Raw genomic sequence first — 25,267 nt, 5'->3', positions numbered from 1 at the left:
ATGTCAGGAGTCGCTGGCGGCGGTGTCGGTGGGCGCCGCCGGGGCGGCGGCGCGGCGGCTGGCGTACAGGCCGGTGACCAGGCCCGCGCAGCCGAGGAGGACGCCCAGGCCGCTGAGCAGGAACGGGACGGGGCTGTCGCCGTCCTCGTCCGCGGTCTCGGCTGCGGTCTCGTCCCCGTCGCTTACGCCCGCCGCGGCTTCGCTGGCCGCGGGCTCGCCGCCGGCGGCCGGGACGAGCGTGAGGACGGGCGAGGGGTGCTCCGGCTCGGGCTCTCCCTCGACGGGCTCCTCGATCCAGCGGACGATTTCGCCGCTGTCGTAGGTCTGGAGCGCGTCGAAGACCAGCCGGTCGGCGTCCTCGGGCAGCGGGCCGACCGAGAGCGGGAACTGCTGGAACATGCCCGGCCCGATCTCGCCGCCGCGCCAGGTGATGACGCTCGGCACCTCGGTGAGCCGGCTGCCGTGGAACTCGACGGGCTCGTCCAGCTCGGTGGTCTCGACCTCCACCTCCCAGCCGGGCACCGGCTGCGGCATGACGGAGGCCAGCGGGTGCTCCGGGTCGAGGTGGAGCTCGACCTCGACGGTCGAGGCGTCGTCGCGCTCGTTGGGCACCTTCACGTGCACGGTGCGGTAGGAGCCCGGTTCGGCCTCGGCCGGATCGATGCTGATGTGGGCGTGCGCGGTGGCGGCGGTTGCGAGGACGGCCGCGGCGGACAGCACGGGGACGGCGGCCAGTGCCGCCGGACGGAAGCGGTGCATGGTGAGGTCACTCCATGGTGAAGGCGTACGGGCACGGCGCGCTCGCGCCCGTACGTACCGGGCGCGTCAGGCCGCGAGCAGGAACTGGCGGGCCGCGCCGCCGTGGACGGCGGCGGGGAGCACGGCCGGCGGCCCGCGCCGGGTGGCGGCGCCGGGCAGGTCGGCGCCGCTGAGCGGGCGCGGCGGCAGGTGACCGGTGCGCGGGCGCGGCGGCCGGACGGCCGGCAGCAGGCGGGCGGCGACGGCCAGCGCCAGGCGGAGCGCCAGGCGCAGCGCACGCAGCGGCGAGTCGGCGGGCGCCAGGCGGCGGGAGAGCCGGACCAGGCGCCACAGCGCGGCCTCACCCCGCCGCAGCAGCCAGCCGGCGGCGGTGGCGGCCAGCAGGTGGCCGAGCAGCATCGGCCCGGTGAGCAGGGCGGCGGCCGAGTCGGCGAGCGCCCCGGCCGGGCCCGGCCCGGCGGGCGGCTGCGGGCCGCCGCCGACGGGGTCGAGCCCGGCGGCCGTCACGATGCGGCGGGCCTCGCCGGGCGTGAGCTGGAGGGCGTGCCCGTTGCACAGCAGCCCGGCGGCCTGCGCCACCACGCCGCCCCGGCCGCCCGCACCGGACGCGGACGCGGTGTGCTGGCCGAGGCAGTACAGGCAGTGCAGGGCGAGCTGTCCGGCCGCGAGCAGGGCGGCCATGGCCGGTGCGGAGCGCCGTTCGCGGCCCGCAAGCGGCACCGCGACGGCGAAGGCCGCGGCCCAGCCCGCCGCCAGCGCCCACGGCGGGACGCCGGGGCCAGAGGCCGTCAGGTGGCCGGCGGCGGCCAGCGTGGCGCAGGCGGCGGCGAAGACCGCCGCGCGCAGCAGTCGCAGGTCGGCTCCGGCACGCATGGCGGCGTCATCATCTCACTGGCCGAGCGGGCGGCCGCGCCCGGGGCCCGCCTGGGTCGTACGGGTGTGCCCGGATTCACCCGGCGCGGTCGATCGCTATATCGACTTCCGGGAACGGGCGCATCCGCCAATCGGGGGTTGTTCGGTCAAACACACGCTTACGCCACGCATGGGTTGGCAATACCTAGGCATATGTCGAGCCGCGGCCAGGAGGCTGGAGCATGAGCATCTGGTGGTCACTCCAACTGCGGCGGGAAGCGGCCAGCGTCCCGCTCGCGCGGCGGCTGCTGGTCGGAGCGATGGAGTCCGCGGGGGTGGACGCCGACATCGCGCACGACCTGTCGCTGGCGCTGACCGAGGCGTGTTCCAACGCGGTGCGGCACGGCAGCGGCCCGCTCGGCGTCTACCGCGTGACGGCGCTGATCGACGACGACGTCTGCCGCATCGAGGTCGCCGACAGCGGCCCCGGCTTTCCCGAGCCTGGCGCCGTGCTGCCGCGGCCGCAGGAGGACAGCGCGTGCGAACTCGAGACCGGCGGGCGCGGCCTGCGGCTGATCGAGGCGCTGTCCGACACGGTCCGCTTCGTCACGGAGCCGGGCGGGCGCGGCGCCGTCGTGACGTTCGACCGGGCGCTCAAATGCCGCGACGGGGCGCTGCTGCGCGCCTCCTGAGCGGCCTAGTCAGCCCTGCGGCTGCTGGCTGCCGGCGGGCTGCGGCCCGGCGGCCGGGCGGGCGCTGGCCACGTCGCCGGGCGCGGCCTGGATGGTCTTGGGAGCCTCGGTCTGCTGCGCGGTCTGCTGCGCCGTCTGCGGGGCCTGCTCGGTCCGCGGGGCCTGGCTCTCGTCCCTCATCGCGCGCGTCTCGCTCTTGAGGATGCGCAGCGACTTGCCGAGCGCACGGGCGGTGTCCGGCAGCCGCTTCGCCCCGAAGACGAGCAGGACGATGACCGCGACGAGCAGCAGTTCATTGACGCCGATCCGGCCCATAACACCGATCCTCCTCACGGGGCCGCCAGGAGCGTCCCCTCTGCCGGAAGGCTAACCCGCCGGAAGGGCCGGGGGAACCATGCTCCGGTCAACCCTGCGCGCCGCGCCGCCGGGGAAAACCGCTGGCCGGGCGCCCGGCGGCGTCCCTGCGCTGGCCGCCGTGAGGCAGGACATCCGGGGCGGGGACGCGGACGGCGCTGCCGGGAACGCCGTGGAACGTCCTGCTGACGCTCGCGGATCTGGACGACGCTGGCGACCGGGGTGATCCGCCGGAAGGACAAGGACGAGGCGGCGGCGTGGGCGCTCGGCCGGCTCCCGCCGGAGCACCGTCCGCCGCTGGCACGGGCCCGCGCCGTCTGCCTCGGCGAGGAGCCCGACCGCTGGGACGACCTGCGGCCCCGCCTGCGCCCCTGCGCCGACCACGTCACCGCCGAGATCGCCCGCCGCGCCCCGGCCGCCTGACCCCCGGGCGCGGTGCGCCGTCAGGCCAGGCCGCGCACGGCCTCGATACGCGCCCGGTGGCGGTCGCCCCAGGCGCCGAGCGGGGCGAGAGCCTCGTTGAGCGAGACCCCGAAGTCCGTCAGCGAGTACTCGACGCGCGGCGGCACCTCCCGGTACACCTCGCGATGCACGATCTGGTCGGCCTCCAGCTCCCGCAGCTGCTGGATCAGCACCTTCTCGCTCACGCCCGGGATCAGCCGCCGCAGCTCGCCGAAGCGCCGCGTCTCCTCGTGGAGCGCCCACAGGATGAGCACCTTCCACTTGCCGCCGACGACGTCGATCGCGGCGTCAATTCCGCACGTGTACGGGCGCCTTGGCATCCGGCCCCTCCCCGCTGACCGGTACTGACTTTCAGGTCAGTACCTGACTTTTTTGTACGTACTTGTGGAGAGTACAGCGTTGCGGGAGGTTGAAACGAACCAATTCCGCTGAGGAGTTCACGCATGGAACAGCACGCCACCGTCACCGTTCTTGGTCTGGGCGCCATGGGCAGCGCGCTGGCCCGGGCCCTGCTGGCGGCCGGGCACCGCGTGACGGTGTGGAACCGCACCGCCGCCAAGGCCGCCCCGCTCGCAGAGCTGGGTGCCCGCCCCGCCGCCACCGCGGCCGAGGCCGTGGCCGCCAGCGACCTGGTCCTGGTCTGCGTGGTCGACTACGACGCCAGCCAGGAGATCCTCGACCCGCTCGCCGGCCAGCTGGCGGGCAAGACCCTGGTCAACGTCACCTCCGACACCCCAGGCCGCGCCCGCGAGGCCGCGGCCTGGGCGGCCCGGCACGGCATCGGCTACCTCGACGGCGCCGTCATGGTGCCGGTGCCCGTCATCGGGAGCCCGGCGGCGCTGCTGCTGTTCAGCGGCTCGCGCGAGGCGTTCACCGCCCACGAGGCCACGCTGCGCGCGCTCGGCGGCAAGACCCCGTTCCTGGGCACGGACCCGGGCGCGGCGGCGCTCTACGACATCGGGATGCTCGACTTCTTCTACAGCGCCATGGCCGGGCTGATCCACGCCTTCGCCCTGGTCGGCGCCGACGGCGTCAGCGCCGCCGCGTTCACGCCCTACGCCAAGGAGATCGGCGCGATCCTGCCCGCCATCATCGACGAGATGGCGCACGGCATTGACAGCGGCAAGCACCCCGGCGACGCCGGCAACCTCGACATGGAGGCCGCCTCCGTCGCGCACATCGCCCATGTCAGCCGCGAGCGCGGCCTGGACACCAGCGTGATCGACGCCGTCACCGCCTGGATGGACCGGGCCCGGGCCGACGGCGGCGGTGGAGACGCGTTCTCCCGCATCATCGACGCGATCCGCCCGAAGGACCCCGCCCCCGCGGCCTGAAGCGCGCAACGGGCGCCGTGCCCCGCCCGGGGACTCGGCGCCCTCAGCCCGTCAGTCCGTCACGCCGGCTGCGCCGACTGCTGGGCCGGCTGGGCCGGCTGCGACGGCTGGACTGCCGCCGGCGCCATCAGGCGCCCCAGCAGGTCGTCCAGACTGATCAGGCCCGTGATCTGGCCGTCCGCGCCGCGCACCACGGCCAGCGAGGCGCGGCGCTGCCGCAGCTGCTCCACCGCCTGCGCGACCGTGTCGTCCGCCGTGAGCTCCGGCACCGGGCGCGACAGCTCGCGCGCCGTCGCCGCCCGGCCCTGGGCGCGCGCCACGATCGCGTCGCGCACGTGGACCGACCCCACCACCCGCTGGCCGTCGCGCACCAGCAGCCGCGTGTGGCCGCTGGCCGAGGCCGCCGCGAGGATGGCGTGCACGTCGGCGTCGGCCGGCACCTGGGCAATCTCGCCCGCCGGCACCTGGATGGCGCCCACCGGGGACTGCGGCTCGGTCAGCGACCGCGTGATCAGACCCGAGTCGGCCTCGCTGATCAGACCCAGCCGCTGCGACTCGGCCACCAGGTGCGCCAGCTGCTCCCGGTCGTGGACCGAGGTCAGCTCCTCGCGCGGCGTGACCCGGCACAGCCGCACCATGCCGTTGGCCATCTTGTTCAGCACCCAGATCAGCGGGCGCACCACCCGCACCAGGGCGCGGAAGGGCGGCGCGAGCAGCATCGCCGAGCGCTCCGGGTGGGCGATGGCCCACGACTTCGGCGCCATCTCGCCGACCACCATGTGGAGGAAGACGACGACCGTGAGCGCCAGCAGGAACGCCACGCCGTGCGACAGACCGGTCGGCAGCCCCACCGCCCGGAGCAGCGGATCGATCTGGTGGGCCACGGCCGGCTCCGAGATGCTGCCCAGGCCCAGCGTGCAGGCGGTGATGCCCAGCTGCGACCCGGCCAGCATCAGCGACAGCTCGTGCATCCCCGCCAGCGCCGCCTTGGCGCCGCGCTGGCCGTCGGCCACCGCCTGCTCCATGCGGTGCCGCTTGGCGGCGACGAGCGCGAACTCGGCGGCCACGAACAGCCCGCTGCCGATGAGCAGCGCGAACGTCACGAACAGGGCCGTCGTCAGGCTCATGACGGCTGCTCCTCCCGCTCCCGGGGCCGGCCAGCGGCGGGCAGTGCCGCGGCGGCCGGGGCGCTCACCCGTTCCAGCCGGATCGTGGCGGGCACGCGCCGGTCGAGCGTCAGGACCTCGATCAGCGCCTGGCCGCCGTCCGCCAGCGCCACGCGCACCCGCTCACCGGCGGCCGGGAAGCGGCCGCAGCGGTCGATGACCAGGCCGGCCACCGTCTCGAAGTCCTCCTCCTCGGGCAGCGGGATGCCCGTCGCGTCTGACGCCTCGTCCACGCGGCGCGAGGCGTCCACCAGCCAGCCGGAGCCGTCCGGCACGGCCGGCTCGACCACCTGGTCGGTCTCGTCCGCGATCTCGCCGACGAGCTCCTCGGCGATGTCCTCCAGCGTGACGATGCCGGCGAGGCCGCCGTACTCGTCGAGCACCACGGCGAACTCCTCGCCCGCCGCGCCGAGCTGCTCGACCGCGCCGGGCAGCGGCAGCGTGTCGGGCAGCAGCAGCGCCTGGCGCGCCAGGGCGCCGGCGGTCAGCCGCGACAGCCGGTCGGGGGGCACGGCCAGCAGCTCGCGCACGCCTACGACCCCGGCGATGTCGTCGACACGGTCGCCGATCACCAGGTAGTGGGAGTGGCCGTGCTCGCCGATGAGGCTGACGACGTCGCCGGCGGGCGTGGTGGCGCGGACCGTCTTGACGTCCACGCGCGGCACCATCACCTCGGCCAGCGTCCGCTCGGAGAACTCCAGGGCGTGGTCGAGCAGCGCCGCCGTGGCGCGGGGCAGCTGCCCGTGCTTCTGCGACTCGTCGATCAGGTGCCCCAGCTCTTCGAGCGTGGCGCCGTGGTGCAGCTCCTCGACGGGCTGGATACCGGCCTTGCGCAGCAGCCGGTTGGCGGAGGTGTCGAAGACGCGGATCAGCGGGCCGGCGATCTTCAGGTAGGCGAGGGTCGAGGACGCCAGCGCCTTCGCGAGGGTCTCCGGAATGGCCAGGGCCAGGTTCTTCGGGCCGAGCTCACCGAGCACCATCTGGATGCCGGTGGCGAGGATGAAGGCGGCCGCGAGCGCCACGCCGTGCGCGGCGGCGGCGGGCAGTCCCACCGCGTCGAGCGCCGGGTCCAGCAGGCGCGCGAGCGAGGGTTCGGCCAGGAAACCGACGACCAGGCCGGTCACGGTGATGCCGAGCTGTGCGCCCGACAGCATGAACGACAGCCGCTCCTGCACCGTCAGCGCGCGGGCGGCCCGTTTGTCGCCCTCCGCGGCCTGCCGCGTCAGCGTCAGGCGGTCGGCGGCGACGAAGGCGAACTCCTGGGCCACGAAGTAGCCCGTGCCGGCCGTCAGGACCAGGACGGCCAGCAGTCCTAGTGCGGCACTCAACTCACACCACCTCGCCGGGTGCCGCGTGCTGCTAGATGCGGGCGAGGTGGTCCGGGACTATGCCCGGGGGAGTCCGACGATTGGGCGGACACCAGGTCTCCCTTCAGGAAAATCACTCCTGTAACGCATGAGCACAGGATCGTGTTCCCAGGCTGTACCCGAAAATGCCCGTCTGACACCCCCGAAATCGGGCGTAAACGCCGCGTGACGGCCGCCCCGGGCGGCGGGGCCGCTCAGGCCCCGCGCATGAGCTCGGCCATCCACGCTTCGACGTCCTCCGAGCGGCGCGGCAGGGCGGCCGACAGGTTCCGGTTGCCGTCCTCGGTGACCAGGATGTCGTCCTCGATGCGCACGCCGATGCCGCGGTACTCCTCGGGCACGGTCAGGTCGTCCGGCTGGAAGTACAGGCCGGGCTCGACGGTCAGGCACATCCCGGGCTCCAGCGTGCCCTCGGCGTAGGACTCGCGGCGCGCGGCGGCGCAGTCGTGCACGTCGATGCCGAGCATGTGGCCCGTGTTGTGCAGGGTCCAGCGGCGCTGGAGGCCGAGGTCGAGCACCCGCTCCACGGGGCCCTCGACCAGGCCCCACTCCACGAGGTACGTGGCGAGCACGCGCTGCGCGGCCTGGTGGAAGTCGCGGAACTTCGCGCCCGGCCGCACGGCGGCGATGCCCGCCTCCTGGGCCTCGTAGACCGCGTCGTAGATGCGGCGCTGGAGGTCGGTGAACCGGCCGCTGACGGGGAGCGTGCGGGTGACGTCCGCCGTGTACAGCTCGGTGGTCTCCACGCCGGCGTCGAGCAGCAGCAGGTCACCGGCGCGGACGGGGCCGTCGTTGCGCACCCAGTGGAGGGTCGTGGCGTGCGGGCCTGAGGCGGCGATCGTGCCGTAGCCCACGTCGTTCCCCTCGACCCGGGCGCGCAGGAAGAAGGTGCCCTCGATGTAGCGCTCGGAGGTGGCCTGGGCCTTGTCGAGCACGCGCACGACGTCCTCGAAGCCGCGCACGGTGCTCTCGCAGGCGCGGGTCAGCTCGGCGATCTCGAAGTCGTCCTTGACCAGCCGCATCTCGGAGAGGAAGACGCGGAACTCCTCGTCGCGCTCGCGGGTGACCTTGTCGGTCAGCGCCTCCTCGATGCCCGGGTCGTGCCCGCGCAGCACGCGCACCGGGCCGGTGGCCTCACGCAGCGTGTCGGCGGCCGTGCGCACGTCCTTCACGGGCATCCCGTACAGCCGCTCGGCCTCGGTGAGGCTGTCGCGGCGGCCGACCCACAGCTCGCCCTGGCCGCTCAGCCAGAACTCGCCGTTCTCCCGGTTGGAGCGGGGCAGCAGGTAGAGGACGGCGTCGTGGCCGCCGTCGGCGCGCGGCTCCATCACGAGCACGCCGTCCTGCGTCTGGTTGCCGGTGAGGTAGACGTACTCGCTGCTGGCGCGGAACGGGTAGTCGGTGTCGTTGGACCGCGTCTTCAGCTTCCCGGCGGGGATGACGAGCCGCTCGCCGGGGAAGCGGGCCGAGAGGGCGGCGCGGCGGCGCGCGGTGTGGGCGGCCTGCGGGATGGGCTTCAGGTCGCGGCGCTCGGTGTCGGCCCAGCCCTGCTTCATGTTCGCGGCGAGCTCGTCGGAGATCCGGGGGGCCACCGCGTTCTTGCGCTCCTCGGCCTGCCCGGCCTGCTCCGGCTTGCGCCCGTCGTGCTGCTCGGCTGCCACGTCGCGCCTCCTCGCTCGCTGCTGGACCGGTCCCAAGGCGGGACCTTTCCCATCGTATGTGTGCTCGATGACAACGGGGTACGGGTGACCGGGCGCGCACGGTCACCACGGCGCGCGTCGGGGGCGCGAGGCCGGGAAAGCGGGCCGGGCGGCGGGTCAGAAGCGGACGGCCAGCAGCACGGCCTCATCGGAGTCCGCGGCGGCCGGGGACCCCGGCGGGGCGAGCGCCTCGGTGAGGTGGGCGAGCAGGGCGGCCGGATCGTCGCGGACGGCGGGGGCGGCGGCCGCGGCGGCGGACCTGAGCAGGTCGAACGCGGCGTCGCGCGCCCGGCCGGTGCGGCGCAGCAGCGCGTCACCGTAGAGGAGTACCGTTTCTCCCTTCGCGACGTCCACCTGGGTGCTCGGGGCCTCCCAGCAGGCCAGCATGCCCAGCGGCGCGGACAGCGCGGTGTCGGCGAACTCGGTGCGCGCCGGACCGAGCAGCAGCGGCGGCGGGTGGCCGGCCGAGGCGACGGTGACGCGCCGCGTGCCCTGCGGGCCCGGCGGCTCGGCGTAGCAGAACAGCGCCGTCGCCGGGCGGCCCGGGTCGGTCAGCCGCAGCAGCAGTTCCAGGTCGGACAGCACGGCGACCGGGTCCTCGCCCTCCATCACGGCGTACGCCCGCATCCCCGCGCGCAGCGCGCCCGCGGCGGCGAGCGCGCCCGGGCCCGGGGAGACGGCGGCGCCGATCGCCAGCGTCAGCGAGCCGTCCGGCAGCGCCAGCGTGTCGTAGAAGCCGCCGCCGTGGCCGGGGCGGCGGGCGGCGAGGGCGACGCCGGGGAGCGGTGCGGGCGCGCCGGGGAGCAGCGCGTCGTGCACGGCGCGCAGGGCGGAGCGGGCGCCGGCGAGTTCCAGCCGATTGGCGATGTGCTGGGCGGCGTAGCGCAGGTAGAGGGAGAGGAGGCGGCGCTGTCTCGGCTCGGGGGCGCCGGGCTCGTCGAAGAGCCAGGCGGCCGTGCCCAGCGGCGGGGCGTCCCGCTCGGTGGCCAGTGGCAGGGCGTAGCTGGCGGCGCAGCCGAGGAGCGCGGCGACCTCGCGGCGGCGGGGCCCGAGGCCGGTGTCGGCGGCGATGTCGGGGTGCACCGCCTCCAGGGGCGTGCCGTCGGGGCCGGTGCCGGCGGGGGTGACCGCGAACGGCGGGCCGGTCTCAAGATGGCCGAGATCGGACGGGCTCAGGCCCAGGCCGGTCACGCGGTGGCTGCCGATCCCCTCGGCGGGGCGCAGGGTCAGCAGCCCGCGCCGGGCTCCCAGCAGGCTGGCGCCCGCGCGCAGCGTCTCGTGGAGCGCGTCACCGAGCGCCGTGGTGTGGCCGAGGCGTTCGGTGAGGCCGTGGAGTGTGGTGAGGTCGGAGATCCAGGCGGCCAGGCGCTCCTGGTCGCCGCGGGGCGAGGCGCCGCGGCGGCGGCGCTTGGTGCCACCGGTGCCGGGGTCACCCGGGTCGTCGGGGAGGCGTGAATTGTGCGGGACGGTGGCACGCGCGGGGCCGATTCCGGCCAGTTTGCTCAGTGGCCTGGGCAGGGGCGTCGCGCTCATGGCCGAGAGATTCCGCCGTGGTGCGTTTCCGGCAACAGCATCGCAAACCCCCGTGTCAGGCGCGTCGTGCTGGAGAATTCCGCGGGCACCCAACGGGTACACCACCGGTGGCCCGGCCCGGGGGGCGACAGGCCGGAGCGGCGGCGATTGACGTAACTTGGCAGAACCAGGCCGGACGATGGCTGAAAACTGCCTCGGTTGCGGCGGGACGCGATCGACTGAGGCTCCGTGTGGCGGAGCCTGCCAGGTGGGCTTGACGGCTTGCTGGGTACGTATCCGAGCACATACCGGAACGGACCGAGACCGAACGGATCGCTGGGTCAGGCGACCACTCGAGGCGTGGCCGACGGGACCCTTTCACGCCGCACAGGGCGGCCGCGACCCGCCGCGCGTCAGGCAGCGCTGCTCGTCCCGCCGCATACGGTGAGCTAGTTCGACGTGGTGTGTACCGCCCGGCGATCGTGAGCCGGCACGCAGGCGCGAGGGAAGGGAACGAGCGCGGATGCGCGAGATTCTCGGCAAGCGACGCACGAACGGTGACGGTGACGGCGATGACCGGGGGCTGCTGGACGCCGCCCTCGAGATCACGCGGCGGTGGGGGTGGCCGGTGGTTCCGGGAATCGGCACCGCTCCCGGCGGACGGTGCCGGTGCCCGCGCGGGGACGACTGTGTCGTCCCGGGCGCGCACCCCAGCGATCCCCCGCTGCTCGCCGCCACGAGGGACGAACGGATGGTCGAGTGGTGGTGGCGCGGGCGCCCGCACACCCCCATCGTCCTGGCGACCGGCGGCCGCGCGCCGTGCGCGCTGAGCGTGCCCGCCGCCGCCGGCGCCTGGGCGCTGGCGGAGCTGGACCGCCTCGGGGCCGCGCCCGGCCCCGTGCTGGCCACGCCCACCAGGTACGCGCTGCTGGTCGAGCCGTACGAACTGGCGGAGCTGGGCGAACTGCTCAGCGACCGGGGAGGGGTGCCCGGCTCGCTGCGCTTCCACGGCCCCGGCGGCTACCTGCCGCTGCCGCCCTCGGCCGTGGGCGGCAGGCGCCTGCGCTGGGTGAGCCCGCCGCGGCCGCACCGGGGGCGCGTCGTGCTGCCGCCCGCCGTGCGCCTGCTCGACGTGCTCGTCGAGGCCGGCGCCACGGTGCCGGAACAGGGCAGCCGCCTGGCCTACTGACCGCGCGCCCGGCCGCCGGACATGAGAAGACCCGATCGCTGGCGACGGGGGATGCACCAGCGACCGGGCTCACTGACGAAGGTAACAACTCATCGGGGATTCGCAAATCCCACCCGGCCCTGACAGGGCCAAACGGGGCCCTCACGGGCCCCGTTGTGACTGGAATCACGCGTTTGCGTGGGCGGCCGGGCCATTTCTGTCCACCCGTCAGTTCCCCGCATCCGCGCGTATTTTCAGGTGAGCGGATACCCGAGCCGGACGGTTCCAGCCGGCTCGTTCAGTTCAGCGTGACCTGCCGGTTGGTGAGCCCGTTGCGCGCCCGCCGCTCCTCCTGCGTGAGCGGCGCGTCCGTCTCCAGCGCTTCGGCGAGCCGCTTGGCGAACTCCGCGGCGGGCTCCTCGCAGTCCTGCGCGCTCATCCCGCTGGGCAGGTCCCACACCGGAACCAGCAGCCCGTGCGCACGGAACGAGCCGACCAGCCGCGTCTGCTCGCCCAGCGACGAGGCGCCCCTGGCGTGCAGCCGGGCCAGCGCGTCCAGCAGCCGCTCCTCCGGGTGCGGCATCACCCAGCGCAGGTGGTTCTTCTCCGGCGTCTCGCACCAGTACGCGGCCTCCACGCCGGTGAGCCTGGCCGTGGGCAGCGCGGCCTCGTTGGCCCGCTCCAGCGAGGCGGCCACCTCACCCGCGGCCTGCTGCTCGGGGTCGTCGAGCCAGAACTCGAAGCCCTGGTGCAGCTCCGGTTCGAACGGCGCGTCCAGGTCCAGCAGGTCCTGAAGGCGCGGCCCGTCCGGCGGCGTGCGGCCGGCGGAGACCGGGCTGCCCGGCTCGGCGGTCAGCGCGCGCGTCAGCACGTCCGCCAGGTCCCGGCTCAGGTCGCCGGTGGCCGTGTCGTTCTGCACCCCGATCAGCACGGCGCCGTCCTCGCGCCGCAGCGCGGGCCACGCCATCGGCAGCACCGTGGCCAGCGTCACCGACGGCACGCCTTCCGGCAGCCCGTCGCGCAGCGTGAGCGGCGCCGTCGCCGCGGGCACCAGCTCCCGGAGCGCGACCCAGTCACACTCTCCCGGCAGGCCCTCGAAGGGACGGCGCACCAGCTCGGTCGCCGCCTGGGCCGCGGCCCGCCCGTGACACGCCTTGTAACGGCGGCCCGAACCGCAGGGGCAGGGCTCACGGGCACCGACGACCGGAATCTCGGCGTCGGAGACGGCACGGGGCTGAGTCGGGCGGGGACGGCGTTTCTTGGCCATGACGAACGGATCTCCTGCGGGCGTGCGCGGACAACTTGGTCTGCTTGGCGGACCCTAGCGCACGCCGGCCGCCGCCGGGCGTCGCCCACCGCAGTCAGCCCGTACGCCCCTATGGGGTGTCGGCCGCCAGAACCGCCCAGACGGTGACGGACCCCGGCTCCTCGGAACCGTCCGGCGAAGCCCCTGACGGCGCCGTCTCGCTGACCCCCCAGTCACGCGCCAGCGCCCGGATGATCGTCAGACCCCGCCCGCCCTTGGCCGTCACCGACGGTGACGCCGGAAGCGGCCGCGTCGGCCCCCCGCCGTCCGTGACCGAAATCGTCACCGCGCCGTCGCTGTCCCGGCTCCAGCCCGCGCGCACCAGCTCGCCGCCGTCCAGCGGCCTGGCGTGTCTATACGCGTTGCTCAGCAGCTCAGAAAGCACCAGCACGGCATCATCGATGACCGCGTCATCGGCGCCGCACGCGCGCAGCTCAGCGCGCAGCCGCCGCCGCGCGGCACCCACCCCTACCGGGCCATGGGGCACCGACATAGACGACGATGTCGGTACCTGCTGTGTGACCACCAACGCCACCCCCGAGCCTCCTTCGCCACACATTGCGCGCCCCACGCCAAGGGTTCGATGCCCTCGCGCTCGCCGCAGGAAACCGGACGTGAGAGATCTGTTGACGCAGTCGTAATGATCCGATACGCCACGAACGCACCACCGCACGCCGGGTAAGGACTCAGCCTCCGGCGCGCCCCAGCCGCTCACGCACCGTGAGCGGACGGTTCGTGATGATGGCGTCCACGCCCAGCCGTGCGCACAGGTCGACGTCCTCCGGCTCGTCCACCGTCCACACGTGCACCTCGTGCCCCGCCCGGTGCGCCCGCTCCACGTACCCGGGGTCGCGGCGCAGCACCCGCACGCTCGGGCCGGCGACCGTCGCCGCCGCCGGCAGGCGGCCGGAGCGGTGGCGCGGCAGCACGAACCGCATCAGGTAGACCGTCGGCAGCTCAGGCGCCGCCAGCCGGATCCGTTGCAGGGAGCGCGCCGAGAAGCTCATGACCCGCACCGGGCCGGGCAGCTCGTACGCGCGCAGCAGCTCCAGCAGGCGCTCCTCCACGCGCCCGGCCCACCGACTCGGGTGCTTGGTCTCGATGGCCAGGCCGACCGGCCGCCCGGCGTCGGCGACCAGGCGCAGCAGCCGTTCCAGGGTCAGCACGGCCGTGCGCTCGGGGTCGGCGGCGTCCGGGGCGCTGTCGGGCGTCTCGTCGCGGCCGGCGGAGCCCCGCCACGAGCCGAAGTCCAGCTCGGCGAGGTCGGCGAGTTCCATGGAGGCGACGGCGCCCCGGCCGTTCGAGGTGCGGTTGACGCGGCGGTCGTGCACGCAGACCAGGTGGCCGTCCGCCGTCATCCGCACGTCGCACTCCAGCGCGTCGGCACCGTCGGCGATCGCCTTGCGGTAGGCGGCGAGGGTGTGCTCCGGCGCGTCCTCGGACGAGCCCCGGTGCGCCACGACCTGGATCTCTCCGGGAGCCCGGCGGCGTACGCTCACGTGCTCCTCACCTCTTTCACCACCCCTCGCGCCGCCTGGTTCACCGCGCGCCCATCCGCTTCATGGTGCCACCCTGGACCGTGCGGCGGCCGCGAGCCGGCGGGGAGCCCTCCCCGGGTGGCGGGCGGAGGCTTTATGCCCGCCTGACGGACGATGGGAAAAACTGCCCGTACCAAGCTGCTCGCACGTCTGTCGCACACACTGTCGCGAACCCGAGGAGAAGAAGCTGTGAGCACCGAGAACGAGGGCTCCGGCAGGCAGGAGGAGCCGCAGCCCGACGCTCCGGAACCGGGCCGCGACGAGCGGTCCGAGTCCGCCGCCGCGCCTGGCCCCGCTCCTGCCGCGCCCGCGACCCCGCCCGTCCCCCCCACCGCTCCCGCCGCGCCGCCGAGCACGCCGCCCGCCGCGCCTCCCACGCCCCCCACGCCCCCTGCTTCTCCCGCGCCCCCCACGGCTTCCGCCCCGCCCGCGGCGGCGCCGCAGACGGCGGCCGGCGCCGTCCCGCCCCCGGTCCCGCCGGCCCCGCCAGCCTCCCCAGGGGCCGCCACCGGCGCGTGGGCGGTGCCGCCCGCCCCGCCGCCGCATCCGAAGCGGCGCAACGGCCTGCTGGCCGGCGTCATCGTCGCCACGCTGATCGCCGGCGGCATCGGCGGCGGCGTGGGCTACCTGGTGGCCGACGACGGTGACTCGTCCGCGCCCGCCTCCGCCGACAGCGGCGCCAGCGGGAACGAGGCCCGCCCGCCCGAGTCGGTCGCCGGAATAGCGGAAGCGGCCCTGCCCTCCGTGGTGACGATCGAGACGGGCAGCCGCAACGGCGAGGGCAGCACCGGCACGGGCTTCGTCTACGACGAGCAGGGCCGGATCATGACCAACAACCACGTGGTCGCGGGCGGCGGCACGGTCAACGTGACCTTCTCCGACGGCGAGACGTTCGAGGCCGAGGTCGTGGGCAACGCCGAGGGCTACGACGTGGCCGTGCTGCAGCTGACGGACATCGGCGACCGCGAGCTGGAGCCGCTGCCGATGGGAGACTCCGACGAGGTCGCCGTCGGTGACGCCACGATCGCGATCGGCGCGCCGTTCGGCCTGTCCGGCACGGTGACGACCGGCATCATCAGCGCGAAGGACCGTCCGGTGTCCGCCAGCGACGCCACCGGCGCCTCCTCGTCGTACATGAACGCCCTCCAGACCGATGCCTCGATCAACCCGGGCAACTCCGGCGGGCCCCTGCTCAACGCCGACGGCGAGGTCATCGGCATCAACTCGGCGATCAAGCCGGGCTCCAGCGGCCTGGGCGAACCGGGCGGCAGTATCGGCCTCGGCTTCGCCATCCCGATCAACCAGGCCGAGCGCGTGGCCCAGGACCTGATCGAGACCGGCGAGCCCGTCTACCCGATCATCGGGGCCCACGTGGACACGAGCCAGGTCTCCGGCGGCGCGCAGATCGTCGACTCCCTCCCCGACGGCTCCGACCCGGTCAGCCCGGGCGGGCCGGCCGACGAGGCAGGACTGCGGCCGGGCGACGTGATCACCGAGTTCGACGGGCGGCTGATCGACAGCGGCCCCACCCTGATCAGCGAAATCTGGTCGCACGAGCCGGGCGAGACCATCGAGGTCACCTACGAGCGCGGCGGCCAGGAGCACACCACCCAGGTCGTCCTCGGCGAGCGGGTCGGCGACTCGGAATCGTAAGCCGCCGGCGCCGCGCCGCGCCGCCGCCTTGGTGCACGGGGGAACTAAGGCGGCGGCGCCTTCTTCTTCCCGGACTCCTTGCCGGACGCGAGGGCGGCGGGCCGCACCCCAGCCGTTAAGCTGACGTTCGCGGGCCGCACCGCGTGCGGCCCCGGGGAGGCGTGCCCGAGCGGCCGAAGGGAACGGTCTTGAAAACCGTCGTGGCAGCGATGCCACCGTGGGTTCAAATCCCACCGCCTCCGCCCAGGTCAGCGAAGTAGCTGGTCAAGAAGGGGCGTCCCACCACGGGCGCCCCTTCTGCATAGGGTGGTGTCTCACCCTGAACGCTCGCATCCCACCTGTTGATCAGGCTGTGTGGACCAGCCGTGGACCAGAATCCGGAGCGTATGCGCTGGTCATCGGGCCGCTGTGGGCCATGTGTGGGCCAAACGCAGAAGGGCCGCTGACACCCCAGTGAGGGTGCCAGCGGCCGGAGCCGTTTCGCGGGCGGGTCAGGCTGCGTCCGTGTCGTCGCTCTCCGCTTCGTTCAGGGCGTCTTCGATCCGCCGGTTCGTCTTGTCCTGGCTGCCGTGGATGACCTTGGCGTAGAAGCGGTACAGCACGGCGATGCTGTGGCCCGCGCGGCGGGCTACTTCGGCAGGAGCAACGCCCGACACGAGCCAGAACGAGACGCACGCGTGCCGCAGTGAGTACGGAACCTCAGCGAGCGGCGTGGCCGCTTCGGACTCGGAGAGCACCGCGAGACGGGCCGCCTGCCAGATCTCGCCGTAATCGTCGGACACAAGATGGCCGCCACGAGCGGCACGAAAGAGACGGCCATCCTCGGACGTGCCGTACTCCTTGATGTGATCGCGGAGCATGCGGACCAGTACGGGCGGGATGGGTACGGAGCGGGTGGCCTTGCGGGCGCGCTTCTTCAGGCCCCGGGAGTCGAAGGATTCGCCGGAGTCCGTCCAGGCGGAGCCGACCCGGGGAGTGGTGCCGGACAGCACGAGTTCGCCCCAGCCGGATTCTGGGAGGGTGCAGGCCGACAGGCGCAGGTCGGTCACCTCGGCTGGGCGCATGGCGGCGTAGTACATGCAGCCGTAGAAGGCGTGCAGGTGCCGTCCGCGCTTGCTCTCGGCGCCAGCGGCAGCGATGAGCTTGCGAGCCAGCGCCGGGCCGGGGACGAAGCGGAAGTCCACTTCGTCGTCCGTCTGCGGGGGCTTCCAGTCCACCTTGTGGAGCGGGAGGGCGGGAAGGCGTTCGCGCTCCACCGCGTACCGAAGGCAGTTGGTGAAGACGGGGAGCTTGCGGCGAACGGTGTCCGCGGCGGCGGGCTTGCCGTCCAGCTTGAGCTTGAGGGCGTCGAGCGCGGGACGGAGCACGGCCGGGGTATCCAGTTCGTTGACCTTGACGGACTTCCGGCCGATCCAGTCGAGCGCGGCGGCGACATCGGCGGGCGGCTCCTCGGACTCCGTACGGGGCACGAGGGTGCCGTCCTTGGCGGTACGGAAGCTGAACGCCCAGGAGTACAGCGCGCGTCGCAGGACCCGGAGAGGCGGGGCGCCGCGCGAGTCGGTGACCAGGCGGGGTGTCACCGTAGCGAGGGCGTCAGCGATGCCCGCGCGGTGCTTGGCCGACGCGTCGGGCCATTTCATGCGTGCGTACTCACCGGCGTGCGCGTACCAGGTCGGGGAGCGCTGGGCGTGCAGTTCGGATGCGGGCAGCCCTGTCGTGGTGTCGAACTGCTCGCGGTTGCGCAGAGCGGTGAGCAGTCCGGCCCGCCGTCCGTCGGCTTGTGCCTTGAGGGTGTAGCTCTTGGAGTGTGGCTGGGCGCCGACGCGCCAGCGCAGTTGGTAGGCGCGTGCCCGGCTCGAGCGCTTGCGGATGCTCCAGATCTGCACGTCATAGGTCAGCACGCGATCACCTGTTCACAGCTCGCGAACCAGGTGTCGAGGTCGGCGCGGCGGACCCGGATCTGTCCGTTCGGGAGCTTGAGGCACTTGGGTGCCTTGCCACGTGCCCGCAGGCGGTAGAACGCGGCCCGCGACATGCGCAGTTCGGCCAGGACCTCGGGAAGGGTGAGGGTGTTGCCCCGTATCAGCGCGGTTGTCATCGGCCCGTCTCACCTTCGTGCTTGAGCTGAAGGGCGAGGGCTTGCTGTGCGCGGACAGTTCCGGCGAGGAGATGTTCGCCGGGCGTGTAGCCGGTGCCGTGGAAGATCCAGTTCGAGTCGAGGATGAGGCTGGTTTCGTCGCGGTCGGCCAGGCCGAGACGGGCGCGGGTCTGGGCGGTGCGCCAGGCTCGGCGGGTGTCGCGGAGAGCGCCGAGGGTGGTGGAGTAGCTGCGGGACTTGGTGGAGAAGTGGCCCCGGAAGCCGAGCATGTGAGCCCATTTGCGGAGCTTGAGGTGAGCCAGTTCGGTCAAGGAGCCGAGGGCCCAAGCGGTGCGGACCATCTGACGGGCATGGTGCGCGAGGGGGAGTGAGGCCGGGTCGTGGTGGTGGCCGGTGCCGTCGCAGTGGGCGCACGCGGTGCCGTGCCGGTCTCCGGTGCCCCGGCAGGAGTTACAGGTCAGGGGGCGGTCGAGGGTGCCGGAGTCTTCAGCGCCCTTGGTGGCGTACTTGGCGATGTAGCCAGCTACGGCTTCGTCAGTGAGGGCGGAGCCTTCTGGGAAGGCCCCGATCTCGCGGATGTCGAGCTGTTCGCCCCAGCCCAGTTCGTGTGTGCCCAAGGAGTCGGTTTCCAGAGTGAGCGAGACGCGAACGTGAGCGCGACGCAGGGCAAGGGTGAGCAAGTCAGCAGTCGCCTCGCGGGGCGGGTGGGTGTCGGGGCCGTCCGGGCCGTCGAGGCGGATCACGGCGTGGAAGTGCACCAGACCGCGCTTCTGGTACTCGGCGACCTTCGCGAAGGAGACGCGTAGCCGGGCGCGCAGTTCCTTGTGCGTCAGGCGCAGGAGGGCGGCGAGTTCCCGGCGCACGTAGATGGTGAACCGTGCCCACAGGGCGGAGGCATGCGCGTTCCACAGCACCGCGCCTGTGTAGTCGTACGTCTCCGGATGCACGGGCGTGCTGAGCGCCGGGTCATCCTCACGGTGGTGGTTTCCGCAGCGGCAGCGCTGATTACGGCCGGTGTGATTCCCGTGGACGGGGCCGAAGGAGGGTGCGGTGAGGGTAGCGAAGACGCGTGGGTGGGAGCGGACTGTCTCCGGGGCGCCCTTGCCGCCGGTGAGTCCGGCGCGGACGAGGTGAAAGGTGTCGGCGGCGTACAGGCGGGAGCAGGGCGGGCAGCAGTTCGCGCGGCGGTTGCCACAGGGGACCAGGAGGCGGCCGGTCGGCTCGTCGAGGGTGGTGAAGACGTGCAGCGGCTCGCCGGTTCGGCATCCAGGGTGGCGCTGTGGCCGGTGAGTTGGATGGGGCGGGTGCAACCGTGGACCTGTTCCACCTGGGCGGGGACGCGCTCTATACCACCCAGGCGGGCAAGGCGCAGCAGATCCCGGACACCAGGGCTGGACTCGGGACAAGAGGTAGGCGGGGGTGTCACTGTGGAGACTCCTTCCGGGTTCGGGAGGGGCACCCCGGCCGGAACGCGGTAGCTGCCAGGCGATCGGCGTTCCGGACCGGGGTATGCCGCACGAGGGCAGGGCAAGGCCAGGCCAGGGCGGCAAAGGGGTGTTACAGGAGAAGGCGGCTCAGGCCGTCAGACGCGCGTGCAGCGTCTCGGCCAACGCGGGCGCAACGTCCAGGCGGGCAGTCAGCCGCTCCGGTGTGATCGGCTCGCCGTGCTCCGACTGGTGAGCGGTGGCGATGCGGCGGGCCGCCGCAAGGAGCGGTTCCGGAGGCGAAGCGGGCGCGGAATGCTCCGGCGCGGACGGCTCAGGCGCAGGGACCGGAGCCGTGGCCGGTACGGGAGCCGGTGTGGGTTCAGCGGTCGGTGGGGCCGGTGTGTGCAGGTGCCGGAGGAGACCGGGACCGACAGCGCCCCAGCCGAGCAGCAGCACGGGGGCGACCGCGTCTAGGGCGGCCCTGCCGTAGTGCCCGGCGAGAAGCGGTTCCGCGATGTTCAGGCCGAGGGTGAGCAGCCCGGACAGGTGCATCAGCCGCACGGCAGAACGGAGTTCGCGGGCGGGGACGCCGCGCAGTGACAGGTGCCGCAGCCCGACCAGGAGGCCAAGAACCGACAGATCCACCATCGGCGCGATCAGCGGAGCGATCGGACGGGGAACGCCGAGCCGGAGCGCGAGCGCCCACACGTTGCCGAAGGAGAAGACGAACGCCAGCCCGGCGATGACCGCCATCACGGCTGTCACGGTGCGCTGCGTCAGCCGGTCACCGACCATCAAGGATCACCTCCTTCCTTCCGTATGTCCGGTCCGAGGAACATGAGGCGGGAGTCACGCGGCCCGGAATCGCTTGACCAGGCGCGTCCTGCGCAGGTTGGCCAGCAGTTCAGCCGGGTCACGGGTGAGGTGAGCGGTATCGGTCGCGATACGCGCGGCATGCTCCGGTTCCACGTACGGGGTGCGCACTCGGATGAAGCCCTCCCTGCCCTGTTCGGACATGACCGCGACGCCCACGTAACTCCGGTCCTGCAACGCGACCGGGCTGGCATACCGCGTCCGAGCGGTCGCGCCGCAGGGTGACCAGCCGTTTGAACAGCTCGTTGGCCGCTTCCAGGTCATCCCCGACGAAGGCGAACAACCGGTCCTGCATGTCCGCGTAGTCGCCCTCATGAGGCCCGCTGACCTTGCCGTCAACCACGGCGAACTGCACCGCGTCACTGGGCGCCAGATCACAGATCATGCGGTTGATGAGCGAGGTATTCCCGTACCCGGGCAGTCCCGCGACAGCTACACCGGGCACATTCGCCAGAGGCACGCGCACCGGTTCCGCGTACTCGTCCAGACCGATGTCCCAGACGGACAGCTCAGCGGGGATCTCGCCACTTGGGGCGTGGAAGGTGTGAGCTATCAGCGGATCGCGCCGTACCGCCCGCAGCGTCAGCGTGCCCGGGGACTTCTGCCGAACCGAGAGCCGTTCGCACCCCCACGCGTTCGCGAGATGCGCCGACGCCTTCTGGAACTCTTCCAGGCCGACCTTCGGAAGCGTCTTGACGGTGACGTTCACCCCGAACTCATCAGGGGTGGTTCGAATCTTGGGGGTCAGTACGCGCGGTTTCGGCGTCCGGTCCTTCTCCGTGGACAGCGAGGCCATCAGCGTCGGTGTCCGGTCGGTGACGGACAGCCCCGCCATCGACGCGAGCCGCCTCCACCGCGCGTTGATCCAGAACGCCTGACGCATGCTGGCACGCAGCTCACGGGAACCGCGCACGTACCGCACCAGCCACACGGACGCCATGGCCAACAGCAGCACGGCGGCCACCGCACCCACCATGATCGCGACCTTGGGGCCGTTCTGAGAGATCGCCTCCCCGACTTCCAGCACCGTCACGGCTTGACTCCTTCTATGACGTCGAACAGGGACCGGTAAGCCGGTGCGGTGCGGGCTGATGCTTGGGTGAGGATCACTTGGCGACCTCCAGCCCTTCGGCGCGGTAGGACAGGCCGGAGTTGACCTGGTCTCCGAAGCTGTTCGCCCACGGGCTCGCGATCATCCCGAGCGGCTTTACCGCCGAGCCTGGCGCCAGACCCTCGGGGACGCCGGACTCCGGGATGGTGACCTTGATGACCTGGGCGCGGCCATCGAGGGACTCGACCAGGTTCACGATGTTAGGTCTCGCCCGAAACCCGGTCGGCGGCCAGTTCACCGGTCTCCTGGTTGCGGATCTTCGGGACCGGAACCGTGGCGACCATTTACGCGGACGCGCTGACATCTACTCGGACAAATGGCTTGGCCATGGTGATTCCTTTCTCTCTGTTGCCCCGGCTGGGGAGATCAGCCGGATTTGGGGATCAAGTAGTACCTCGCCCAGCTAGCCCTGTCAACACGAGTTAGCGGTGTTGTTGGGTTTGATGGGTGGGATAGGTGTGCTAACACGGGCTACGCTGAGGGCATGAGCTTGTCGACCAGTGATCCACGCCCGCCGTACCAGCAGGCAGCCGACCTCATCCGGCGTGAGATCGAGAGCGGCAAGATCAAACCTGGAGAACAGGTCCCCTCGTACCGGGAGCTGCAAGAGCGATTCGGTATCGCCAACATGACCGCCCGGAGCGCCCTTCGTGTTCTGCGCGAAGAGGGGTTGATCTACACGGTTCAGGGGCGCGGCAGTTACGTGTCGGACGGGACCGTGGGCAAGCGTGGCAAGGGGGCGAGTGCTAGCGAGCCCGCCCCCGCCCCCGGTAGTGCAGTGTCCGCAGACGAGCTACGCGCCCTCCGTGAGCAGCTGAGAGCCATGAGCGTTGACCTCCAGGACATCAAGCGGGAAGTCGCGGAGCTGAAGGCGGCGAAGCGTCAGGCAGAGGAGTAGAGGCCGACTGCCTCAGCTCCGCCAGATCCTCCCGCACCTCCCGGATGTCACCCCGTATTCGGATGAGCATGGCTGTGATCTCCGCCATGACCTCTGACTCCTCGCTCACTGCTCAGCCTCCCCGCGTTGGCGCCTCATGTCGTCGCTGCTCCAGTAGTCCTTGACGCGCTCACCATGGCGCTTACCAAATCCAGCTCTCCCGGCCTCAGTTCGGTCACGGTGCTGGTGGCAAGCGCAGTGGTAAGTGGCGTGGTAAGCGACCCTCACGGCCGTGAGCGCCACCGTGCACGCCCATGCAGACGCCCGCATCGTCCGATCCCGCGCGACGGGAGATCCCTCGCGGACTTCCCGTACTGCGGTGAAGCGATCTCCCCACGCATCCCGCCTCATGCACTGCACGCCTCCATCTCGTCATTCGCCGCCACGCGTCCCGGACTGGCCGCACAAGCATCCGGATAATCACCGGTTTGGGTAACCGGCGATCCCGTGCTATGTTCCGCCGCCCTTTCACCTGCTACAGGTGTCGAATCCGGGACTGGTGTGACACCCCGCCCCAAAAAAGTTCCGGTAACCACCTCCCACCGCTCCATCCAGGCCCAATCCGGCCCACTGCTAGGACCAAGTCCGAGCAACCGGCCCGATGTGACAGCCACGGCCAACCAGTTGCGCAGGCCGATCACGGATACCAGTGCGCCCACCATCAGGGACCTTCCTCTCCTCTTCTTCACCCCCAAGACAGTGCGAGGACCCCACGCGAAGTGACCGCCAGATCATGTGACTTGGGTCACGCATTCGGATCGAGTCTCCTCCCCCTGTGGATAACTCCGAGAATGTGCTGACCCTGCGGGCCGGAGACCACTCCACCGCAATCCGCCTGTGGACAGATTTCGCCGATGCCAAGAACAGGCCATTGCGTAACATCCCAAAACGGCCTCATGCGGCATGGCCGAGCCGCCGAAGGGCGGAGTGTTCTGGCCGCGCCGGTGCAGGACGACACCGGCCGTGTCGGAAGAGCAGGCCAGCGACGGAGCCGAAGCGGCCCGGCAAGCTGGGCTGTTAAGACTTTCTCTACTGGATCAAGGCGGCCCGCTGACGCGGCCCGCGCGGCGCGGCGACCGTACCGCCGCGCCGCTCCTGTCTACCGCCCCGCTGCGCGACGGCCCCGCCGCTCGCGCCGCAAAGCCAGCAAAGCGAACGCCCAGTCGAGCAGAGACAGCCGGACAGCCCGCAGCCAGCCAGCACGGCACCCAGCGGGCCAGCACACCGCCCAGACGGCCACGACCAGGACCAGCACGCCAAGGGCGCCGCACCAGCAGGCCCGCCAGCCGACTTCCCCGTTCGCGGTGGCCGGGGGCCCCGTGGCTGGGGCAACCGGCTTCCACGGCTTTACCCACCTGTTCGGCCCGGGGCCCGCGTCGGGCAAGGCCAGGGGGCCACTCGTGCCAAACAAGGGCAGGCGGCAAAGCCTGCCCGAGTTGCCGGGCCAGCGTACGGCCCCCTGACCATGCCCGACCCCAACCCGAACAGGACACCGGCCAAACCCGCTCCAGCCGGCTGCTCTGTCACGCGCGCCAGCGTGGAGCGGGACGAGACACCTCGCGCCGTGTTTTGCCCAGAGCCATCGGCTTCCGGGATTATTGCCGCATGGCCTCCTTGAAGCAGTTCGACCCCGCATCCGGGACCCGCGATTTCCTCGCCGCCGAGTTCGAGCAGCGCGAGCGCGCTTTCGCGACGATCCGCACCGTGTTCGCCCGCTACGGCTTCCAGCCGCTCCAGACCCCGGCCTTCGAGCGCCTGGACGTGCTCACCGGGAAGTACGGCGACGAGGGTGACAAGCTGATCTTCAAGATCCTGCGGCGTGGGGAGCATGAGGCCACCGGCGAGGCTGACCTTGCGTTGCGCTACGACCTCACGGTTCCCATGGCCCGTGCGGTAGCGGCGTACGGCAGCCAGCTTCCGTCGCCGTACAAGCGGTACGCCATCGCACCGGTATGGCGGGCCGACCGGCCCGGCAAGGGACGGTTCCGTGAGTTTGTCCAGTGCGACCTGGACATTGTCGGCTCGTCCTCACCGCTCTCCGATGCCGAGATCGTTCTTGCGCTGCACGATGCTCTCGAAGCACTGGGCGTACCGGATTTCCGTTTCCTGGTGAACTCCCGCCACGCGCTGTTCGGTCTGCTGGAGGCATACGACGTACCCGAGGACCTTGGCCCGGGTGCGCTGATCACGCTTGACAAGCTTGACAAGCTCGCGCCGGAAGCCGTCGTAACCGAGCTGGTCGACGCCCGTGGCCTGTCACACGAGGTGGCACAGGGCTTGGTTGATGACCTCACCGCGCCCGATACCGTCGAGCGCGTCAGGGGCGAGCTGAAGTCCAGCGAAGTCGGGCAGGCCGGACTGGCCGAGGTGGACCGGCTGTTGGAACTCACCAAGGACACGATTCCCGCCGAGCGCATCGCGTTCACGCCAAACCTCGTACGGGGGCTCGACTACTACACCGGGATCATCTTCGAGGTGGTCGCCCCCGGCATGCCCGGGTCGATCGCTTCCGGCGGCCGGTACGACGGGCTCATTGCCCGGCTCGGGGGCAAGGACGCGCCCGCCTGCGGCGGCTCCCTGGGCATCGAACGCATCCTGCCCCTGCTCTCGCAGGAGGACGAAGCCGCCTACTCACAGATCGACGTGGCTGTCACGGTCATGGGTGAGGAGCAGGCCACCGACAGCTTCCGGCTCGCGGCCGAGATCCGCCGTGCCGGAGTTCGTACAGGTGTTTACCTCGGGTCTAGTGGGAAGTTCGCCAAGCAGATGAAATGGGCCAGCGACCAGGGAGCCCGTTTCTGCGTGATCTACGGCGCGAACGAGCGCGAAGCCGGAACGGTCACGCTGCGGGACATGGACAGCGGCGAACAGATCCAGGTCCCGTTCGATCAGGCCGCCGCAGAACTCGCGCGGCGGTGCGCACCATCCAGTTGACGCGCGGCGGACCCGTTCCGCTGC

Annotated in this window: 23 protein-coding genes, 1 tRNA gene and 1 pseudogene; 8 read left to right on the top strand and 17 right to left on the bottom strand. The window is 72.2% G+C overall.

Annotation, left to right across the window (positions count from 1 at the left end; all coding sequences use genetic code 11):
* Positions 1-3 precede the first annotated feature (3 nt).
* Both JK356_RS14995 and JK356_RS14990 read right to left on the bottom strand, forming a co-directional pair.
* Positions 4-759: a YcnI family protein gene (locus JK356_RS14995; RefSeq protein WP_201868382.1), complete on the bottom strand. Its 756-nt coding sequence runs from the start codon at positions 757-759 to the stop codon at positions 4-6.
* 66 nt (positions 760-825) lie between these two features.
* Positions 826-1,632 carry a hypothetical protein gene (locus JK356_RS14990; protein WP_201868379.1) on the bottom strand — a complete coding sequence of 269 codons (807 nt, stop codon included), beginning with the start codon at positions 1,630-1,632 and terminating at the stop codon, positions 826-828.
* Positions 1,633-1,853: 221 nt separating this feature from the next.
* Here JK356_RS14990 and JK356_RS14985 point away from each other — a divergent pair, with 221 nt between their 5' ends.
* Positions 1,854-2,303, top strand: a complete 450-nt coding sequence (locus tag JK356_RS14985; RefSeq protein WP_201868377.1) for an ATP-binding protein — start codon at positions 1,854-1,856, stop codon at positions 2,301-2,303.
* Positions 2,304-2,312: 9 nt separating this feature from the next.
* On the opposite strand, the gene tatA is transcribed toward JK356_RS14985, so the two are convergent.
* Positions 2,313-2,618, bottom strand: coding sequence for a Sec-independent protein translocase subunit TatA (gene tatA / locus JK356_RS14980; protein ID WP_201868374.1), 306 nt, complete (start codon positions 2,616-2,618; stop codon positions 2,313-2,315).
* 261 nt (positions 2,619-2,879) lie between these two features.
* Between tatA and JK356_RS14975 the strand changes: the two genes are divergently transcribed.
* Positions 2,880-3,080 (top strand): aminoglycoside adenylyltransferase domain-containing protein, encoded by a 201-nt coding sequence (locus JK356_RS14975; protein WP_307815595.1) that lies wholly within the window; start codon positions 2,880-2,882, stop codon positions 3,078-3,080.
* Between the two features lie 20 nt (positions 3,081-3,100).
* Here JK356_RS14975 and JK356_RS14970 read toward each other — a convergent pair whose 3' ends face one another.
* Positions 3,101-3,439, bottom strand: coding sequence for a helix-turn-helix domain-containing protein (locus JK356_RS14970; protein WP_201868372.1), 339 nt, complete (start codon positions 3,437-3,439; stop codon positions 3,101-3,103).
* A gap of 123 nt (positions 3,440-3,562) precedes the next feature.
* On the opposite strand from JK356_RS14970, the gene JK356_RS14965 reads away from it, so the two are divergent.
* Entirely contained in the window at positions 3,563-4,453 is an 891-nt protein-coding gene (locus tag JK356_RS14965) for an NAD(P)-dependent oxidoreductase (RefSeq protein ID WP_201868371.1), read from the top strand.
* A 59-nt stretch (positions 4,454-4,512) separates the two neighbouring features.
* Here JK356_RS14965 and JK356_RS14960 read toward each other — a convergent pair whose 3' ends face one another.
* The 4 genes from JK356_RS14960 to JK356_RS14945 form a co-directional block, all read right to left on the bottom strand.
* Positions 4,513-5,580 carry a hemolysin family protein gene (locus JK356_RS14960; RefSeq protein ID WP_201868369.1) on the bottom strand — a complete coding sequence of 356 codons (1,068 nt, stop codon included), beginning with the start codon at positions 5,578-5,580 and terminating at the stop codon, positions 4,513-4,515.
* A complete protein-coding gene (locus JK356_RS14955) occupies positions 5,577-6,947 on the bottom strand; it encodes a hemolysin family protein (protein WP_201868367.1) in 1,371 nt (456 codons plus the stop codon). Before JK356_RS14955 ends, JK356_RS14960 begins: the two co-directional genes overlap by 4 nt.
* A gap of 233 nt (positions 6,948-7,180) precedes the next feature.
* Positions 7,181-8,578 carry an aminopeptidase P family protein gene (locus JK356_RS14950; RefSeq protein ID WP_374100658.1) on the bottom strand — a complete coding sequence of 466 codons (1,398 nt, stop codon included), beginning with the start codon at positions 8,576-8,578 and terminating at the stop codon, positions 7,181-7,183.
* Between the two features lie 225 nt (positions 8,579-8,803).
* Positions 8,804-10,219, bottom strand: a complete 1,416-nt coding sequence (locus JK356_RS14945; protein WP_201868366.1) for a PP2C family protein-serine/threonine phosphatase — start codon at positions 10,217-10,219, stop codon at positions 8,804-8,806.
* Positions 10,220-10,721: 502 nt separating this feature from the next.
* Here JK356_RS14945 and JK356_RS14940 point away from each other — a divergent pair.
* A complete protein-coding gene (locus tag JK356_RS14940; RefSeq protein ID WP_201868365.1) occupies positions 10,722-11,387 on the top strand; it encodes a bifunctional DNA primase/polymerase in 666 nt (221 codons plus the stop codon).
* Between the two features lie 277 nt (positions 11,388-11,664).
* Here the strand turns inward: JK356_RS14940 and JK356_RS14935 are convergent, their stop codons facing one another.
* The 3 genes from JK356_RS14935 to JK356_RS14925 all read right to left on the bottom strand — a co-directional run bounded on the left by JK356_RS14935 (position 11,665) and on the right by JK356_RS14925 (position 14,171).
* Complete coding sequence (locus JK356_RS14935; protein WP_201868364.1) at positions 11,665-12,633, bottom strand: DUF5926 family protein; 969 nt, start codon at positions 12,631-12,633, stop codon at positions 11,665-11,667.
* A gap of 109 nt (positions 12,634-12,742) precedes the next feature.
* Complete coding sequence (locus tag JK356_RS14930) at positions 12,743-13,207, bottom strand: ATP-binding protein (RefSeq protein WP_201868363.1); 465 nt, start codon at positions 13,205-13,207, stop codon at positions 12,743-12,745.
* 151 nt (positions 13,208-13,358) lie between these two features.
* On the bottom strand, positions 13,359-14,171 hold the full coding sequence (locus JK356_RS14925) for a glycerophosphodiester phosphodiesterase (RefSeq protein WP_201868362.1): 813 nt from the start codon (positions 14,169-14,171) through the stop codon (positions 13,359-13,361).
* Between the two features lie 228 nt (positions 14,172-14,399).
* Here JK356_RS14925 and JK356_RS14920 point away from each other — a divergent pair, with 228 nt between their 5' ends.
* A complete protein-coding gene (locus JK356_RS14920; RefSeq protein ID WP_307815592.1) occupies positions 14,400-15,863 on the top strand; it encodes a trypsin-like peptidase domain-containing protein in 1,464 nt (487 codons plus the stop codon).
* A gap of 155 nt (positions 15,864-16,018) precedes the next feature.
* A tRNA-Ser gene (locus JK356_RS14915) sits at positions 16,019-16,105 on the top strand.
* A 249-nt stretch (positions 16,106-16,354) separates the two neighbouring features.
* Here the strand turns inward: JK356_RS14915 and JK356_RS14910 are convergent.
* The 6 genes and pseudogenes from JK356_RS14910 to JK356_RS14885 form a co-directional block, all read right to left on the bottom strand.
* Positions 16,355-17,764, bottom strand: coding sequence for a site-specific integrase (locus tag JK356_RS14910; RefSeq protein ID WP_201868359.1), 1,410 nt, complete (start codon positions 17,762-17,764; stop codon positions 16,355-16,357).
* Positions 17,758-17,961 carry an AlpA family transcriptional regulator gene (locus tag JK356_RS14905; RefSeq protein ID WP_201868358.1) on the bottom strand — a complete coding sequence of 68 codons (204 nt, stop codon included), beginning with the start codon at positions 17,959-17,961 and terminating at the stop codon, positions 17,758-17,760. Before JK356_RS14905 ends, JK356_RS14910 begins: the two co-directional genes overlap by 7 nt.
* Positions 17,958-19,387: pseudogene (locus JK356_RS14900) on the bottom strand (replication initiator). Before JK356_RS14900 ends, JK356_RS14905 begins: the two are co-directional and overlap by 4 nt.
* 148 nt (positions 19,388-19,535) lie before the next feature.
* Positions 19,536-20,183, bottom strand: coding sequence for a DUF2637 domain-containing protein (locus tag JK356_RS14895; protein WP_201868459.1), 648 nt, complete (start codon positions 20,181-20,183; stop codon positions 19,536-19,538).
* A 118-nt stretch (positions 20,184-20,301) separates the two neighbouring features.
* Positions 20,302-21,294, bottom strand: coding sequence for a DNA-binding protein (locus tag JK356_RS14890; RefSeq protein ID WP_236671332.1), 993 nt, complete (start codon positions 21,292-21,294; stop codon positions 20,302-20,304).
* 73 nt (positions 21,295-21,367) lie between these two features.
* On the bottom strand, positions 21,368-21,568 hold the full coding sequence (locus JK356_RS14885; protein WP_201868357.1) for a hypothetical protein: 201 nt from the start codon (positions 21,566-21,568) through the stop codon (positions 21,368-21,370).
* Positions 21,569-21,856: 288 nt separating this feature from the next.
* Between JK356_RS14885 and JK356_RS14880 the strand changes: the two genes are divergently transcribed.
* Together JK356_RS14880 and hisS are read left to right on the top strand one after the other, a co-directional pair.
* Positions 21,857-22,270: a GntR family transcriptional regulator gene (locus JK356_RS14880; RefSeq protein ID WP_201868356.1), complete on the top strand. Its 414-nt coding sequence runs from the start codon at positions 21,857-21,859 to the stop codon at positions 22,268-22,270.
* Between the two features lie 1,644 nt (positions 22,271-23,914).
* Positions 23,915-25,243 (top strand): histidine--tRNA ligase, encoded by a 1,329-nt coding sequence (hisS, locus tag JK356_RS14875; RefSeq protein WP_201868355.1) that lies wholly within the window; start codon positions 23,915-23,917, stop codon positions 25,241-25,243.
* Positions 25,244-25,267 lie beyond the last annotated feature (24 nt).

It is taken from the genome of Streptomyces sp. 7-21, from assembly GCF_016741785.1.
Lineage (GTDB): Bacteria > Actinomycetota > Actinomycetes > Streptomycetales > Streptomycetaceae > Streptomyces.
Note: the sequence above shows the minus strand (reverse complement) of the source record. Positions and strands in the feature narration are given on the sequence as shown.

Excerpts from the sequence above, each read along its gene's own strand:
- JK356_RS14995 (WP_201868382.1), bottom strand. The coding sequence starts at position 759 with ATGCACCGCTTCCGTCCGGCGGCACTGGCCGCCGTCCCCGTGCTGTCC.
- JK356_RS14990 (WP_201868379.1), bottom strand. The coding sequence starts at position 1,632 with ATGCGTGCCGGAGCCGACCTGCGACTGCTGCGCGCGGCGGTCTTCGCC.
- JK356_RS14985 (WP_201868377.1), top strand. The coding sequence starts at position 1,854 with ATGAGCATCTGGTGGTCACTCCAACTGCGGCGGGAAGCGGCCAGCGTC.
- tatA (WP_201868374.1), bottom strand. The coding sequence starts at position 2,618 with ATGGGCCGGATCGGCGTCAATGAACTGCTGCTCGTCGCGGTCATCGTC.
- JK356_RS14970 (WP_201868372.1), bottom strand. The coding sequence starts at position 3,439 with ATGCCAAGGCGCCCGTACACGTGCGGAATTGACGCCGCGATCGACGTC.
- JK356_RS14965 (WP_201868371.1), top strand. The coding sequence starts at position 3,563 with ATGGAACAGCACGCCACCGTCACCGTTCTTGGTCTGGGCGCCATGGGC.
- JK356_RS14960 (WP_201868369.1), bottom strand. The coding sequence starts at position 5,580 with ATGAGCCTGACGACGGCCCTGTTCGTGACGTTCGCGCTGCTCATCGGC.
- JK356_RS14945 (WP_201868366.1), bottom strand. The coding sequence starts at position 10,219 with ATGAGCGCGACGCCCCTGCCCAGGCCACTGAGCAAACTGGCCGGAATC.
- JK356_RS14940 (WP_201868365.1), top strand. The coding sequence starts at position 10,722 with ATGCGCGAGATTCTCGGCAAGCGACGCACGAACGGTGACGGTGACGGC.
- JK356_RS14935 (WP_201868364.1), bottom strand. The coding sequence starts at position 12,633 with ATGGCCAAGAAACGCCGTCCCCGCCCGACTCAGCCCCGTGCCGTCTCC.
- JK356_RS14905 (WP_201868358.1), bottom strand. The coding sequence starts at position 17,961 with ATGACAACCGCGCTGATACGGGGCAACACCCTCACCCTTCCCGAGGTC.
- JK356_RS14895 (WP_201868459.1), bottom strand. The coding sequence starts at position 20,183 with ATGGTCGGTGACCGGCTGACGCAGCGCACCGTGACAGCCGTGATGGCG.
- JK356_RS14880 (WP_201868356.1), top strand. The coding sequence starts at position 21,857 with ATGAGCTTGTCGACCAGTGATCCACGCCCGCCGTACCAGCAGGCAGCC.
- hisS (WP_201868355.1), top strand. The coding sequence starts at position 23,915 with ATGGCCTCCTTGAAGCAGTTCGACCCCGCATCCGGGACCCGCGATTTC.